General features: G+C 61.1%; 9 protein-coding genes. 6 read left to right on the forward strand and 3 right to left on the reverse strand.

All coding sequences use genetic code 11. From position 1 onward, the window contains the following. Positions 1-32 precede the first annotated feature (32 nt). From ASU33_RS08135 to ASU33_RS08155, 5 genes are all read left to right on the forward strand, one after another. Positions 33-752 (forward strand): DUF92 domain-containing protein, encoded by a 720-nt coding sequence (locus ASU33_RS08135; RefSeq protein WP_059070045.1) that lies wholly within the window; start codon positions 33-35, stop codon positions 750-752. 143 nt (positions 753-895) lie between these two features. Continuing rightward, on the forward strand, positions 896-1,993 hold the full coding sequence (locus tag ASU33_RS08140; protein WP_160328159.1) for an Lnb N-terminal periplasmic domain-containing protein: 1,098 nt from the start codon (positions 896-898) through the stop codon (positions 1,991-1,993). A gap of 385 nt (positions 1,994-2,378) precedes the next feature. Next, positions 2,379-3,290, forward strand: coding sequence for an ABC transporter ATP-binding protein (locus tag ASU33_RS08145; protein ID WP_059070049.1), 912 nt, complete (start codon positions 2,379-2,381; stop codon positions 3,288-3,290). Continuing rightward, the gene (locus ASU33_RS08150) at positions 3,287-6,874 is read left to right on the forward strand and encodes an ABC transporter permease subunit (RefSeq protein WP_059070051.1); all 3,588 of its coding nucleotides are present in this window, start codon (positions 3,287-3,289) and stop codon (positions 6,872-6,874) included. The genes ASU33_RS08145 and ASU33_RS08150 overlap by 4 nt, the downstream gene beginning before the upstream one ends. Continuing rightward, positions 6,871-10,518 (forward strand): ABC transporter permease/M1 family aminopeptidase, encoded by a 3,648-nt coding sequence (locus ASU33_RS08155; RefSeq protein WP_059070053.1) that lies wholly within the window; start codon positions 6,871-6,873, stop codon positions 10,516-10,518. The genes ASU33_RS08150 and ASU33_RS08155 overlap by 4 nt, the downstream gene beginning before the upstream one ends. A 227-nt stretch (positions 10,519-10,745) precedes the next feature. Here the strand turns inward: ASU33_RS08155 and ASU33_RS08160 are convergent, their stop codons facing one another. Beyond that, on the reverse strand, positions 10,746-11,396 hold the full coding sequence (locus tag ASU33_RS08160; protein WP_059070055.1) for a thioredoxin family protein: 651 nt from the start codon (positions 11,394-11,396) through the stop codon (positions 10,746-10,748). A 40-nt stretch (positions 11,397-11,436) separates the two neighbouring features. Next, a complete protein-coding gene (locus ASU33_RS08165; protein WP_059070056.1) occupies positions 11,437-11,928 on the reverse strand; it encodes a TlpA disulfide reductase family protein in 492 nt (163 codons plus the stop codon). 222 nt (positions 11,929-12,150) lie between these two features. Here ASU33_RS08165 and ASU33_RS08170 point away from each other — a divergent pair, with 222 nt between their 5' ends. Next, the gene (locus tag ASU33_RS08170) at positions 12,151-13,071 is read left to right on the forward strand and encodes an alpha/beta hydrolase (RefSeq protein WP_059070058.1); all 921 of its coding nucleotides are present in this window, start codon (positions 12,151-12,153) and stop codon (positions 13,069-13,071) included. Between the two features lie 12 nt (positions 13,072-13,083). Here ASU33_RS08170 and ASU33_RS08175 read toward each other — a convergent pair whose 3' ends face one another. Further along, positions 13,084-15,636, reverse strand: a complete 2,553-nt coding sequence (locus ASU33_RS08175; protein WP_149867108.1) for a M1 family metallopeptidase — start codon at positions 15,634-15,636, stop codon at positions 13,084-13,086. Between the last annotated feature and the right edge of the window lie 70 nt (positions 15,637-15,706).

The raw sequence follows: 15,706 nt of genomic DNA on the forward strand, positions 1-15,706 counted from the left end.
ATGGTTCAGCAGCCGGGCTATATCTTCCGGCCATGAGACCCTTGCTTGAGCTTGTTTCCGTACTCGTGTTTCTTGGCCTGGGCATGGGCTACAGCTACCGGGCGCGTAAGCTCACGGGAGCGGGCGTATGGGCGGGCGGGGTGCTCGGCCTGTTCATCTTTTTGGGCACCGGCTACCTAGGGATGAGCTTGCTGGCGCTGTTTTTCGCGCTTGGCACGGCGGCTTCGGCCTGGCGCGTAGCCGACAAACGCCGACTGGGTCTGGCCGAAGAAAACCGCGGCCAGCGCACCGCCGGGCAGGTGCTGGCCAATGCCGGCGTGGCGGGCGTGCTCGGGTTGCTAAGCTGGGCGTTTCCGGCGTTTGCGCCCCTGGGTAGCCTAATGCTGGCCGGCGCCTTTGCCTCGGCCACCGCCGATACGTTGGCCTCGGAGCTGGGCAATGTGTACGGCAGCCGCTACGTCAACGTCCTCACCCTGCGCCCCGACACGCGCGGCGAAAACGGCGTGGTAAGCATCGAGGGTACTTTGCTGGGGGTGGCCGGGAGCGGCGTAATTGCCCTAACCTACTGCCTGGCCGAAGGGTGGGGGCCGTGGGCTTGGTGGCTGCTGCTGGCCGGCACCGCCGGCAACCTCGCCGACTCTGTACTGGGCGCCACGTTGGAGCGGCGCGGCACCTTATCCAACGACGTGGTAAACAGCCTCAATACGCTGGTAGGCGCCCTCGTGGCAGCAGCCTGTGCACTAGCCCGGTAATGCATTACTTCCACCTTCGAGCACAGCCGGTGACCCAATACGTAGGAAAGGCGCAGCGTACATGGCGGCTGCAGGTAGTTGGGGTGCTGCTCGGCTTGCTCTGCGTATGTGCTTCGGTAACCTGTGTGGCCCAACCGGGCCGCTTGTCCGAATCCGCCACCGTAAGCTTGCTGACGTGCGCCCCCGGCTCCGAAACCTACGCTTTGTTCGGGCACTCGGCCCTGCGCATTACTGACCCCGTGCAGGGCATTGATCAGGTGTATAACTACGGCACGTTCGACTTCCAGACCTCGCACTTCTACTGGCGCTTTGTGCGGGGCAACTTGCGGTATTACCTGTCGGCGGTACCATTTGCAAGCTTTAGCCAAGCCTACGAGCAGGAGGGCCGCGCCGTAGCGGAGCAAGTGCTCAACCTGCAGCCGCAGGAGGTACAACGGCTGTACGCCCGCCTGGAAAGCACGCTGCATTCGGAGGCACGATACTACCGCTACCAGTTCTTTTCCGATAACTGCTCCACCCGGCTTTTCACCCTCATCAACGAAAGCACCAATGCGCCGCTGCAGCTCGATTCGGCGCGGGTGGCCGCGGCTACTTACCGGCAGCTGCTCAGGCCTTACTTAGCCCCGGCGCCTTGGGTAAAGCTCGGCATGAACCTAGGCCTGGGCTTACCTGCCGACCACCAGACGCACTACCGGCAACGGCTGTTTCTGCCGCTGGAGCTGTTTCAAGCAATGGCCCGAGCAACCCATCGCGGCAAACCGTTAGTTGCCAGGCAACAACAGGTTGTGGCGGCAGATAGCGCCGGCGTTCCAGCGCCTGCAGGCATTGTGCCCATGCAGGTACTGCTCGGCTGGCTGCTGGGGAGCGTGTTGGTGTGGCGCATCAAACCCCTTAGCTGGCTGCATCAAGTAAATATGCGCGTGGTGTTTGGGGTAACCGGTGCTTTGGGCTGTTTGCTCGCGGGGCTTGCTTTGGTTTCGCTGCACGAGCCAGTGCAGGCTAACTACCAATTGCTGTGGCTGCTGCCGAGCCATATTGCTTTGGCCCTAGGTCGGCGGCGCTCGTGGTGGCTGCGTTATGCGGCGGTGGCCATGTTGCTGCTGTTGCTCGGGGGCATAATTGCGGCTGTGTTGGGATACGGGTTGCTCTTGCCCGAGGTAGGCATGTTGCTGCTCTTGCTACTAGGTCAGCTGCTGCTGATTTGGGCAGGGCAGCGTAGGGAAGAGGAGCATCAGGGTTGATTTGCGCTTTCCTGGGTTGAGTACGTGAGCTTAATAGCCAGGCAGCAAGCCATCGTGCGTCAGTTACCTAGTAGTACCTGTGTCGGCTGAAGTACGCTGGTTGGTAGCAATACCTCGCTTGCGCGAAGCACTCATCGACCTGCCTTACGAGCCGAGCCAACCAGCAAGTCAAGTGTGCTGAGAAATCGTGATAAATGAAAAAACATAGCACTTTGTATTGCAAAGTATCCGCTGAACACATTGCTTTGCAATACAAAGTTCTTTTTTGGTTGCTGTGCAGTTCATGCTACTCAGAATTCTCAGCTGAGGGAGTTTCCTTAAGCTCTGCTGCCTGCATCTGCCTTTTCTTCCCGCATCGTCTTCTTCACTTGCCTGCTGAATTGTTATGGAATTACGGATACGCAACGTCTCGAAAAGCTACGGCAACGGAGTGCAGGCCCTGCAGGACGTGAGCCTGACCATCCCGGCGGGCCTGTACGGTTTGCTGGGCCCGAACGGGGCGGGCAAATCGACGCTGATGCGCACGCTCGCCACCCTGCAAGAGCCCGATTCGGGCAGCATTCACCTAGGTGATATCGACGTGCTGCGCCAGAAAGAGGCCGTGCGCCAGACGCTGGGCTACTTGCCCCAAGAATTTGGCGTGTACCCCAAGGCCCGGGCCGAAGACCTGCTCGACTACTTCGCTATTCTCAAGGGCATCGGCAACCAACGCGAGCGGCGGGCAACGGTCGAGCATTTGCTGCGGCAAACCAACCTCTGGGAGGTGCGCCGGCAAAAGCTGGGCGGCTTCTCGGGCGGCATGAAGCAGCGCTTCGGCGTGGCCGTGGCCCTGCTCGGCCAGCCGAAGCTGCTGATCGTCGACGAGCCCACGGCCGGCCTCGACCCGGCCGAGCGCGTGCGCTTCCTCAACCTGCTGAGCGAGCTGGGCGAGCAGAGCGTGGTCCTCCTCTCCACCCACATCGTGGAGGACGTGGCCGAGCTCTGCACGCGCATGGCCATCATCAACCAGGGCCGCATCCTGCTCGAGGCCGAGCCGCTGCGGGCCGTCGAGCAGCTGCAGGGGCGCATCTGGCGCCGCATCGTGGAGAAAAGCGCCTTGGCCCAACTCGAGCAGGAGCATAAGGTGATTTCCACCAAGCTGCTCAGCGGCCGCACGCTGGTGCACGTGTACAGCGACGAGGCGCCCGGCCCCGGCTTCGAGCCCGTCGCCCCCGACCTGGAGGACGTCTACTTCTGCACCATGGCCGGGCACTTCGGTCCGCACGTTGCTCAACCGCTGCAGGCCGTACGCTCATGAAGTTCTGGGCGATTTACCGTTTCGAGCTAGCTTACCAGCTCCGCCGCCCTTGGCCTTGGCTGTTCGTGGTGGTGCTGCTCGCGCTCAATTTTCTGATGACCCGCGACGGCTCCGTAGCCGAGGTACTGTACTCCGAATTTTACCTGAACTCGCCGTTTGCCGTGGCCAAAACCACGGTGTTCGGCAGCTTGGTGTGGCTGGTAATGGCCGCCGCTATTGCCGGCGACGCCGCTGCGCGCGACGTGCAAACGCGCATGCACCCCTTGCTCTACACCACGCCCATCAGCAAAGCGCAATACCTAGGGGGTAAGTTTTTGGCCGCGTTGGTGCTCAACGCACTGGTGCTGCTGGCGGTGCAGGCCGGTATTGTACTGGGCGCGTACCTGCCCGGCGTCGATGCTGAGCTGATTGGCCCGTTTCGGCCGGCGGCTTTCCTGGGGGCGTACGGCATCATTGCTTTGCCCAACGCCTTGGTCGCTACCGCCATTCAGTTTGGGCTGGCTGCGCGCAGCGGCCGCGCTATGGCCAGCTACTTCGGCAGCTTTCTGATCGTGTTCATGGGGTTTTTCGTGGCCTCCATGCTGCTGTTCAAACGGAGCCTCGGAACCCTGCTCGACCCCATCGGCATTCGCTTCGTGGTGGAGGATATGGCGCATCTCTGGACGCCCGCCGAGAAAAATGGGCGCCTGCTCGCGCTGGAGGGGACACTGCTCACCAACCGCCTGCTTTGGCTCGGCCTTGCGGTAGTTGTTGGCATGGTTACCTACTTAAGTTTCCGGTTCGCGCACCGTGCCGAAAGCAGTTGGCTGAGTCGGTTCCGGAAACGCCACAAGTCAGTGAATTCGACCAAGCTGGCCCGCCTCGGCATTGCCGCAAGCACGCCGGTAGTAGTGCCGCCGGTGCGTCAGCAATTTGGCCTGGCTACGCACGTGCGCCAGCTGCTGGCCGTAGCCTCTGATTCGTTTCGGATGATCGTGACGAGCTGGGCCGGGCTGGCCATGCTGGTTGCACTTCCGCTCCTTACGGTGCCCGTAGTGCTCGATCAGATGTCGTCGAACGGAGTGCCGCTGGTGCCCACCACGGCGCTGGTGGTTAAGCAACTAACAGCCTCGCTGGCCGATGAGCTGAGCCGTTGGGTTGTAGTGCCTTTTCTAATCGTGTTCTTCGCCGGCGAACTGATGTGGCGCGAGAGAGATGCCCGCGTAAACGAAATCACCGACGCCATGCCCAGCTCCGAGTTGACGTCCTTCCTCGGCAAATACCTAGGACTTGGTGGTGTGCTGCTCGTGTTTATGGCTTTGCTGGCCGCAGCCGGCATGCTCGCCCAGGCCACCCAGGGCTACCAAAACTTTGAAGTTGCGCTGTACCTGAAAACCATGCTCGGGCTGCAGCTGCCCGAGTACCTGCTCTTCGCCATGCTGGCCTTGGTGGTGCACGTGGTAGTTGATCAGAAGTACGTCGGGCATTTGGTAGCCATCCTGGTCTTTGTATTCATCACGCTGGCCTCGCTGTTCGGCATCGAGCACAACCTGCTTATTTACGGGGCCGGGCCGGGGTGGTCGTATAGCGAGATGATCGGTTTCGGCAACTCGCTGGGGCCGTGGGTATGGTTTAAGCTGTACTGGGCCGCCTGGGCATTGCTGCTGCTAGTAGCAGCGCGGCTGCTGTGGGCGCGGGGCAAAGAAAACAACCTAGGGCAGCGGCTGCAGGTAGCGCGGCGCCGGTTTACGCGCGGCACGGCCGTAACGGCCGGTATTGCCGCGGTGCTGGTGCTGGCCCTAGGCGGATTTATCTTCTACAACACCAACGTGCTGAACGTGTACAGCACCGCCGCCGAAGGCAAGGCGCGCAGCGCTGAGTACGAGCGGCGCTTTGCCCGGTACGCCAACCGCCCGCAGCCACAGCGCAGCGCCGCCAACCTGCGCGTGGAGATATACCCCGAGCGGCAAGCAGCCGACATTCGGGGTAGCTACCGCCTCGTCAACCGCAGCGCCGTTGCCATCGATTCCGTTCACGTGGCCACTGCGCCGGGCGTCGAAACGGATGCAATTACCTTCGACCGGCCCGCCACCCGCGTGCTGGCCGACAAGAAGCTTCACCAGCAGATTTATGCCCTGCAGAAACCGTTGCAACCCGGCGATTCGCTGCAACTTAACTTCCGGGTGCAGGTGGCGCCGCGCGGCTTCCGCGAAAATGGCGTGGACGGTTCGGTAGTTACCAACGGCACCTATTTCAGCAACAGCTGGCTGCCGACTATCGGCTACCAGGCAAGCCGCGAGCTTACCAATGCCGGCGAGCGGCGGGCACACGGCTTGGCACCGCGCCCGGTAATTGCCTCGCTCTACAACACGGCGGCCCGCGGCACACACGGCGTAGGTACTGCCTTCGAGGCCGTAGTGGGTACCGCCGCCGACCAAATAGCCGTGGCGCCAGGGGCGTTGCGCCATACCTGGGCCGAAGGCGGGCGCCGCTACTTCCGCTACGCAACCGATGCCCCAATCAGCGGCGAGTGGGGCTTTTTCTCAGCTAAGTACGCCTTGCACCAGGAGCAATGGCAAAACCCCGATAAGCCTGGGCAAGTGGTTACCATTCAGCTCTACCACCACCCCAAGCACACGGCGCACCTAGGGCGCGTGCTGGCAAGTGCTAAGGCTTCGCTGGATTACTACACCAAACAGTTCGGGCCGTACCGCTACAAGCACCTTAGCATTGTGGAGCGGCCCGGCCTGGGAACGGGCATGCACGCCGATGCCAGCATGATTTCGCACGGCGAAGGATTCACCTTCTGGAACCCCGAAAACACCCCCGGCAGCCACGACCACCCGTACGCTATCGTAGCCCACGAAATGGCCCACCAGTGGACGGTGCCCTACGCCGCCGTCGAGGGTGCCCCGGTGATGTCGGAGAGCCTAGCCTGGTACTACGGCCTGAAGCTGGTGGAGCACGCCAAAGGGCCCGAGCACCTGCAGCACCTGCTGGATTACATGCGGCAGCCCTACCCATACCCGGTTATCCGGCGCGGCGAGCCACTGTTGCGCGGCCTCGACCCGTACATGTCGTACCGCAAAGGGCCCTTTGTGCTGTACGCACTGAGCGAGTACCTAGGGGAGGAGCCGGTGAATGCCGCGTTGCGCCGCCTGCTCGAAAAGCATCGGCAAGCCGATGCCCCGCTGGCTACCACGCTCGATTTGTACCGCGAGTTGCGTGCCGTTACGCCCGATTCGCTCCGGCCGCTGCTGCACGATTTGTTTGAGGTGAATACTTTTTGGGAGCTGAGAGCCGAGCGCGCCACCGCCAGGCAAACCCTGGCCGGCACTTGGCAGGTAGCCCTCGAGGTACGCGCCCGCAAAGTGGTGGTGGATAGCGCCGGCACCGAAACCGAAGTACCCCTGAACGATGTGGTGGAAGTTGGCGCCTCCGCGGCCGGCAACAAGCCGTTGTATCGAGACAAGCACCGCCTGCGCACGGGTCGGCAAACCATCACGTTCACGGTACCTCGCCAGCCCCTTCGCGCCGGCATCGACCCGAACCACCTGCTGCCCGACCTGAAGCCCGAAGACAACACCGCCGACATCAAGCCATGAAGTTCCGGAGCATCTTTCGCTACGAGTTCCGCTACCAGCTGGGGCACGTAACTACGTGGCTGTTCTTCGCGGTTCTGCTGCTGTTTCCGTTTCTGCTGACCAAGCTCGGCACTCCTTCCGATGGCACTTACAACAACGGACCGACATCCATAGCATTTCTCACCGTATTCAGCAATGTGGTTTGGCTGCTGATGGCCGGGGCCATCAGCGGCGACGCTGCCGCGCGCGACGTGCAAACGCGCATGTACCCCTTGCTCTACACCACACCCGTGAGCAAGGTCAAATACTTGGGCGGGCGCTTTCTGGCTGCCTTCGCGCTCAATGCACTGCTGCTGCTGGTGGTGCAAACCGGCCTGATCCTGGGTTTCTACACGCCCGGTTGGAAACCCCAATTACTCGGCCCGTTTCTGCCCGAAGCCTACCTCACGGCCTACGCCTTTCTGGCCTTGCCCATTGCCTTGGTGGGCACTTCGGTGCAGTTCTGCCTGGCTGTGCTCAATGGCCGCGGCATGGGCAGCTACGTCGGCAGCGTGCTGCTGTTCATCACTTCGCATTTCATCGTGATGATTGCCGCCAAAGCCGTAGGCTGGTGGGATTTAACCAAGCTGCTCGACCTCGTAGGGTTTGCCAGCATCGTGAGCGGCCAGCTTGAAACCTGGACGACCGCAGAAAAGAACACGCGGCTTATTGAGCTGGCGGGTTTGTTCGGCTGGAACCGCATGCTGTGGCTTGGGCTTACCGCGGGCGTGCTGGCCTTTACTTACCACCGCTTCGGGTTTGGTAACCCCGCCACTAGCCGCGGTTGGGCGCCCTTCAAACGCCGGGCTGAAGCTACAAGCGCAACGCCTGCGGTAGCCCCGGCGCTGGTTAGCCACCCAGTTACGGTGCCGCAGGTTAGCCGCACGTTCGGTTTCGCCACCGACGTGCGCCAAACCCTGGCCGTGGCGTGGTCGTCGTTTGGCAGGGTGGCCCGCAGCCGCATTGGCCTGCCGGTGGTAACGCTTATTGCTCTGGGCTCGGCGCTGGTTGGGTCGGAGTTTATGGAGCAGAACAGCATTCCGATTTTCCCAACCACCCAGCAGGTTGTTGATTTTCTGACCACACCGCTGGGCAATGTCAAAACGCCCTGGATTGTGCTGCCGCTGCTCATCATGTACTTCGCCGGCGAGCTGGTGTGGCGCGAGCGGGAGGCCGGCCTCAGCGAAATTGCCGACGCGGCCCCCGTATCGGAGTGGGCCTTGCTGGTGGGCAAGTTCCTGGGCCTTGGGCTGCTGATTGCCACCTGGATGCTGCTCTTGCTGCTGGGCGGCATGTTGCTGCAGCTCATCCTTGGCTACGATAAGTTCGAAGTAGGCTTGTACCTGCAGGCACTGTTCGGGCTGCAACTGCCCGAGTACCTGCTTTTTGCCATGCTGGCCTTGGTGGTGCACGTGGTAGTCAACCAAAAGTACCTAGGGCACTTGGTGTTGTTGCTCGTGCTGGGCTTTATGGGCTTTGCCGCCAAGCTTGGGGTACACCACCACCTGCTGGTTTTCGGCGCCGCTCCCGACTGGTGGTACACCGACATCCGTGGCTTCGGCAGCTCCCTCGGTCCGTGGGTGTGGTTTAAGCTGTACTGGGCGGCCTGGGCATTGCTGCTGCTAGTAGCAGCGCGGCTGCTGTGGGCCCGAGGTAAGGAAAACAACCTAGGCGCTCGAAAGCAACTAGCTCGTAGCCGCTTTACGCCCGCAACCGCCGCCACAGCCGCGGTAGCAGGCGGGCTGGTGCTAGGCCTAGGTGGGTTTATCTTCTACAACACCAACGTGCTGAACAAGTACATAACCACTGCCGATGCAAGCAAGCAGCGCGCTGAGTACGAACGGCTTTATGCGCGGTACGCCGATGCGCTGCAGCCGCAAGTGGCTGGTGCCAAGCTGCGCGTGGAGCTGTACCCCGAGCGGCAGGAGGTAACGATACAGGGTACCTACCGCCTTGTCAACCGCAGCGCCGTTGCCATCGATTCCGTTCACGTGGCCACCGCCCTAGGTGCCGAAACCAATGCCGTTTCGTTTGGGCGCGCAGCTGCCCAGGTGCTGGCCGATGACCAACACGGCCACCGCATTTACATCCTGCGGCAGCCGCTGCAACCCGGCGACTCGTTGCAGCTCAGCTTTCAGGTGCAGAAAAAAACCAAAGGTTTCAGCAACAACGGCAGCACAGCCTTAGTGGAGGCCAACGGTACCTATTTAATGAGCCAGGATGTGCTGCCCGCCATTGGGTATCAGCCCCTACGCGAATTGCGCGAGGCAAGCGCCCGCAAGCAATACGGGCTCAGCCAGCGCCCCGAAATTTCATCGCTCTATGATGTAGCCGCCCGCCAGAAATCAACGCGCGGCGATTGGATGGCTTTTGACGCCGTTGTGGGCACCGCTGCCGAGCAGGTGGCCGTGGCGCCCGGTAAGCTGCGCCGAAGCTGGCGCGAAGGCGGGCGCCGTTACTTTCATTTCGTTACCGATGCGCCCATCCAGAATCAAGCGGCCTTCTTCTCGGCCAACTACGCGGTGCGCAACGCGCAGTGGCACAACCCCAAGCAGGCCAACAGCAAGCCCGTCGTCATCAGCCTTTACTACTACGCGGGGCACGCGGCCAACGTGGAGCGTATGCTGCGCAGCGTGCAAGCCTCGCTGGATTACTACACCGAGCAGTTCGGCGCCTACCCGTACGGCCACCTCACCATCATCGAGAGGGCCGGCACCGAGGGCGAGCTGAACGCCGAGGCCAGCACCATCGACTACGGCGAGCAGTTTGCCCTGATGAACCCCGACGACAGCCCGCGCGGCTTCGATTTGCCGTACTACGTGCTGGCCCACGAGGTAGCGCACCAGTTTGGCATGGGCTTCGCAAGCGTAGAAGGCGCGCCCTTCCTGGCCGAAGGCCTGGCGGTGTACTCGGGCATGCAGGTGCTCGAAAAAAACTACGGCTACGGCCACTTGCGCCGTTACCTAAGCTTTTTGCGCCAGTCCTACGAGGTGCCACGCTCCCGCGCGATGGTGCCCTTGCTGCGGGCCAACAATGCCTTTATGGGCTACCGCAAAGGCCCGTTGGCGCTGTACGCGCTCAGCAAATACATCGGGCAGGAGAAGGTAAACACCGCGCTGCGGCAACTGAAACTGAAGCATAGCCCCAAAGTGCCGCCGCTGGCTACCACGCTCGATTTGTACCGCGAGCTGCGCGCCGTTACGCCCGATTCGCTCCACTACCTGCTGCACGACCTGTTCGAGGCCAACACCTACTGGGAGCTGCAAACCAAGCAAGCCACGGCCCGGCAAACCAAAGCCGGCAATTGGCAAGTGAGCCTCGAGGTGCAGGCCCATAAAGTAGTAATCGACAGCACTGGCGCCCGGCACGCGCAGCCCATGAACGACTGGATAGAAATTGGGGTAATTGCCCCACGCGAGAAGAACGAAGACTATGGCAAGCCGCTGTACTTGCAAAAGCACCGCATCCGCTCGGGGCAACAAACCATCAGCGTAACCGTGCCCCGCAAACCCGCCCGCGCCGGCCTCGACCCATACCTGTTGCTGGTTGATTTGGATGGGGACAATAATGTGAAGGATGTGCAGACTGCGGCAGCCATGGCAACCGCTAAAGCAACCCAACGATAACGGAGCATTGTCAACAAAAAAGCCCGGCAAGGGTTACTTGCCGGGCTTTTTTGTTGCCTTCGGGACACTGGGTTTAAGCAGTCAGTTAATACAACTGTAGTCTTTGGTCGTCATGCTGAGCTTGTCGAAGCATCTCTACCGCTTCGTTGAATAGTCTCTGACGAAGCGGTAGAGATGCTTCGACAAGCTCAGCATGACGGTGTTTTGGGTATGCGTACTTAAAGCACCTAGGCTTTCTTCTTCCACTTAATGGTGCATCCAATGGCTTTCGTCGAAGTAGTCTGCACGGGCTTACCGGCCATCAGCTGCGTCATGGCCGATTCTACGTAGCGCTCCGTGGCGGCGGTGCCGTCCTCGGTGTTGTTGTCGATGGCGCCGATGTACGCCACCTTAAAGTCCTGGCCCGAGCGCTGCAGCACGTACACGTGCGGCGTGCGGGTGGCGCCAAAAGTACGGGCCACGCTCTGGGTTTCGTCGAACAGGTACGGGAAGGCGTACTTCTTCTCGGTGGCGCGTTCCTGCATTTTCTCAAACGAGTCGCCGGGGGCAATTTGCGGATCGTTGGGGTTGATGGCAACTACCGGGTAGCCCTGCGAGGCATACTTTTGGTGCAGGGCCATAATGCGCGATTCGTAGGCCTGGGCGTAGGGGCAGGTGTTGCACGTAAACACCACAATGTAGCCCTTGGCGCCGGCGTTGCTGCTCAACGAAACGGTTTTGCCATCCACGTTCTTCAGCTTGAAATCCATGGCTTTGTCGCCCACCTTGTAACCTTCGTCGGGGCTGGGGCCTGGGCCGGGGGTGCGCATGTAGCTGCTAAAGCCGACTATCAGGGCCAGCACTAGCAGCAGGGGCAGGAGGTACGCTGCTTTCTTCATGGGTTGTTTGGGTTGTGAGAGGTGAACAACAAAGACGGACCTAGGGCCGCACAAACGGGCGGAGGGCCTGCGTCAGTTCGGCTTCGGTAAGCGGCTGCTCGAACGACGTGCGCAGCTTGCGCCGGTTGTTGATGAGCAGCGTAAACGGCAACGCACCCGACCACTTCGGGTCTACTTTATCAATGTAAGCATTAGCGTCGGTTTCGTTGAGCAGCCACACGGTGGAGGCCAGGCGTTGCTGCTTCACGAAGGGTTTTACCTTTTGCTCAAGCTTCGACGGAAAGTCGAGGCTCACGAGCAGCACCCGCACTTTTTGGTTGGCGTAGCGTGCCCGTACCTTCTCGAAGTGCGGCAGCTCCTCGATGCAGGGTTTGCACCACGTAGCCCAGAAGTTGATAACGTAAGTAGTATCGGTGGGCCGGGCCAGCACCCGCTGCAGCGCGGGCAGCTTCACCACCGAAACCTTTTGGGCCCAGGCCGGAGCGGCACCTAGGCACAAAAGCATTAAAACCAAAATGCGCAAGTGTTTCATGGGCAAGATCCTAGGTGGCGGCAGGAGTTAGGGCAACGAACAAGACACCGCACCGACGAAAGCGTTGCGCGGATGCGGGTATGCATATCCTTTCGCAATAATATTAATGCATTAGTTGCCTACACAGGCCACTTAGTCACGGCCCTGCAAACCGATGCGCGCACCTAGGGCGTATAGCTGAGGCGGGTCCTAGGGTGGACCCGCTGCTTTCAGGTTGTATTTATGCGTGTAGTTCGTTGGTTGAAGATGCTGGTTGCGCTAACCGGCACCCTGTGGTTGCTGGTAGCGAACAATGAGGCCCTGGCCCGGCCCAGCCGCCGCACCGCCGACGTGGCCTACGTAGCCACCAACGCGCCCGATTACGATGCGGAGCGGCACCGGCTGGATGTGTACGCCCCACGCCGCAAGGCCTTGGGCGGGCATCCGGTGGTGGTATTTATTCATGGCGGCAACTGGAACAGCGGCCGCAAAGAGATATACCGCTTCGTGGGGCGGCGCTTGGCCAAGCAGGGTGTTGTGGCGGTGGTTATTAACTACCGTTTGGCGCCGCAGGTGCAAGTGCCTGCCATGGCCAACGACTGCGCCCGCGCCGTGCGCTGGACGCGGCAGCACATTGGGGAGTTCGGCGGCGACCCTGGGCGCATTTACCTAATGGGCCACTCGGCCGGGGGCGGACTGGCCGCCCTGCTCGCTACCAATGATGCGCTGTTTGCCCAGCTCGGCCTGCCGCAAAACCCCGTGCGCGGCGTCATCCTGAACGACCCCGCCGGGCTAAACATGTACGCGTATCTACAGAAAAAGCAGTACCCCGACGATTCGCAATACATGGTGGCCTTCGGAACTGCACCCGCGTGTTGGCGGCAGGTGTCGCCGTACTACTACCTCACGCCCAAAAGCCCGCCATTTCTCGTCTTCGTCGGCGGCGAAACCTATGGCTCCATTGCCAGCAGCAGCGAGGAGTTTCGGCAACGGCTAACGGAGCTGGGTCACCAACCAGGCTTTACCGTGATGAAGGGCAAAAAGCACGTGCCCATGGTGCTGCAGCTGTATTGGAAAAACAACCTCATTTACCGGCAACTGCTGCCTTTTGTAGGCGCTAAGCCGCAGCCCGAGCACCTAGGCACTGCCCAAGGTCAACCCTAGGCGCTCGATGCATTACTGCACCAGCTTCTCGGCCCGAAACACGTCGTCGGCGGCTTGCAGCAGCTTGGCGCGCAGCTTGGGGTTGAAGTTGGGGTGCGCCTGCAAGAAGCTACGGACCGTGGCCGCCGCACTGGCGCTCTGGTAATTACCTAGGGTGGCCTGCAGCCAGGAGTAAGGGAAGAAAATGTCGCCGGTTAGCTGAATTTCTTCGAGCAGCTCGAGGCTCTGGGGCAAGTACTTCTCGGAGGTGCGCTGGCGCAAGGGGTGGTGCAGCGCACCTAGGGCGGCCAGCACCCAAGCTTCTTTTTCGCGGTTCTGCTCGTCGCGCAGCGAGGCGAAAAACGCGTCGCGGGTGGCTACGTCGGGCGAGAGGGCGGGCATCAGAAACTGCAGGCGCTTTTGGCGGTCGGGGTTTTTGATGCGGGCCAGTTGCTTGGTCAGGATTTGCGCATCGGCGGCGTAGTCGCGCACGGCCAGGGCTTGCGCCAGCGAGGTGTAGTCGTCTTCGGTAAGCGTAACGCCAGTAGGGGCCTGCTGCTTGTCCCAAATCTGGTACAGACGCTGCTGGGCCGCTGGCGTGAGGGCAACCGATTGGTAGCTCTTGAACAGCAGCTTGCGGATGTTGGCCGAGTTGTTCTGCTGCATCGTGCGCCACAGGTCAGCCTCGAGGGCCGGAGCTAGGGCGGTGCGCTCTTCGGGCTTCAGCAGACGCCAATACATGTCGGAAAGCTGGCCCGTAAGCAGCTTCAGGTTCAGCTCCTCGGTTTCGAGGGGCAGCTGTTGGCGGTACAGGTCGAGGAGCTGGCGCGGGGGTAACACCTGGCCGTTGAGCATGTTCTCGTAAAGGCTGATGTAGGCTGAGGCGCGCGCCACCGGATTCGGAAGTTTGCCTAGGTTGGGCAGCAGCAGCTTATCGATGGGGAACACCCCATAACCCAGGCCCGAAGAGTTGAACAAGACGAACGCCGGGACTGGTTGGTCAGCCGCTTCCGCGAGTTGCACTTGCCGCTCGTTCATGTTGACGGTCAGCTCCTTGCTGGTGCCGTTGGGGTACACCAGCAGCACCTCAAACACCTGCGGCCAAAGACGGTCGGAGTTGTCTTCGGCGCGCTGCCTGAGTTCGAGCTGTGTGATTTTGTCACCTTGGGTTTGCAGTTGGTAGTCGATGACGGGGCGGCCGGGTTGGTTTACCCACACTTGGTTCCAGGCCTGCAAATCGGCGGGCGTGCGGCGGTCGAGGATGCTGATGAGGTCGGGCCAGGTGGCGTTGCCGTGGGCGTAGCTGCGCAGGTACTCCTGCAAGCCCTGCCGGAAGGCCTCTTCGCCCATCAGCCGCTCCAGCTGCCGCATCATAATGGGCGCCTTGTGGTAGATAATATTGCCGTAGAGCGAGCCGGCATCCTGCAGGTTATCAAGCTGCTGCCGAATGGGGTTAGCGCCCTGGGTGCGGTCGATGCCGTAGGCGGCCGGGAAGTGGTCGGTCACGAACTTGAGGTCGTAGTTGGAGTTGGCTACGGCCACTTGCGTGATTTTATCGGCCATGAAGTTGGCAAACACCTCCTTCATCCACACGTCGTTAAACCACTGCATCGTCACTAGGTCGCCAAACCACATGTGGGCGGTTTCGTGGGCGATGAGCGAGGAGCGGGCAATCTTCTGGTCCTGGGTGGCGCCTTCGTCGAGGAACAGCGTGCTGGCTTTGTAGTCGATGGCGCCCACGTGCTCCATGCCGCCGTACTGAAAGTCGGGAATGGCCGCAAAATCGAACTTGCGGAAGGGGTACGGAATGCCCGTGTACGCTTCCATGAACTTCAGCGCATCGGCATGAATCTGGAAGATCGGACCTAGGCTAAGCTGCAGTTTGCTTGCATCGGTTTCGCGGTGCAGTAGCTGCATGGTGCGCCCGCCCGCCTCGCGCGACAACCGCGTAAACTTGCCCGCCACAAACGAGAACAAATAGGTGCTGATGGTGTCGGAAGGAGCGAAGCGGTAGGTTTTGGTGTTGCCCGCAACGGTCGAATCTTGCACCGGTCCGTTGGCCAACGCCTGCCAACCCTGCGGCACCGTAAGCTGCAGCTGAAAACTGGCTTTCAGGTTGGGCTGATCGAACACCGGAAACACCGTGCGGGCGCGGTCGGGCACCAGCAAAGTGTACAGGAAATCGTCGGAGCGGTTCAGCGACAAATCACCGGCTACAAAGTCAATCTGCACGGTGTTCGGGCCGCGCTTAAGCGTGCTGGCGGGTAGCACCAGGTGCTCCTCGTGGTGGTCGATGGCAACCGCTTTGCCGTTCACCACCACGCGCTTCAGGTGGTCGGTTTTCTCTTTGAAATCGAGCTGTACGGGCTGGCTGGCGTCCTTCAGCTTAAACGACACCACCTCCGACGCAACCACCGGCTCGGCTTTGCGCTCGGGTATACTTAGCTGCAGCTGGTACCCTAGGTTGCTGATGAGCTGTTTGCGTTGCTCGGCCAGTTGCAGCGAAACACCCTTTGCCACGGGCACGGCCGTAGTGGTGGTAGGCGCCAGGTTTTTTTGGCAGGCAGTAGCAAGCAAGGCAAGCATAAACCAGCTTGCCTGTTCATATTTACCGAAACGCGTGTTCATCGGGCCAGATCAGTACCTAGGGAAGAAG

Origin of the sequence: Solirubrum puertoriconensis (assembly GCF_001483135.1) — a bacterium.
GTDB classification, from domain to species: domain Bacteria; phylum Bacteroidota; class Bacteroidia; order Cytophagales; family Hymenobacteraceae; genus Solirubrum; species Solirubrum puertoriconensis.

What these genes read in the sequence shown, in the direction of transcription:
- ASU33_RS08150 (WP_059070051.1), top strand. Translation starts at nt 3,287, where the DNA reads ATGAAGTTCTGGGCGATTTACCGTTTCGAGCTAGCTTACCAGCTCCGC.
- ASU33_RS08135 (WP_059070045.1), top strand. Translation starts at nt 33, where the DNA reads ATGAGACCCTTGCTTGAGCTTGTTTCCGTACTCGTGTTTCTTGGCCTG.
- ASU33_RS08165 (WP_059070056.1), bottom strand. Translation starts at nt 11,928, where the DNA reads ATGAAACACTTGCGCATTTTGGTTTTAATGCTTTTGTGCCTAGGTGCC.
- ASU33_RS08145 (WP_059070049.1), top strand. Translation starts at nt 2,379, where the DNA reads ATGGAATTACGGATACGCAACGTCTCGAAAAGCTACGGCAACGGAGTG.
- ASU33_RS08170 (WP_059070058.1), top strand. Translation starts at nt 12,151, where the DNA reads ATGCGTGTAGTTCGTTGGTTGAAGATGCTGGTTGCGCTAACCGGCACC.
- ASU33_RS08175 (WP_149867108.1), bottom strand. Translation starts at nt 15,636, where the DNA reads ATGCTTGCCTTGCTTGCTACTGCCTGCCAAAAAAACCTGGCGCCTACC.
- ASU33_RS08160 (WP_059070055.1), bottom strand. Translation starts at nt 11,396, where the DNA reads ATGAAGAAAGCAGCGTACCTCCTGCCCCTGCTGCTAGTGCTGGCCCTG.
- ASU33_RS08155 (WP_059070053.1), top strand. Translation starts at nt 6,871, where the DNA reads ATGAAGTTCCGGAGCATCTTTCGCTACGAGTTCCGCTACCAGCTGGGG.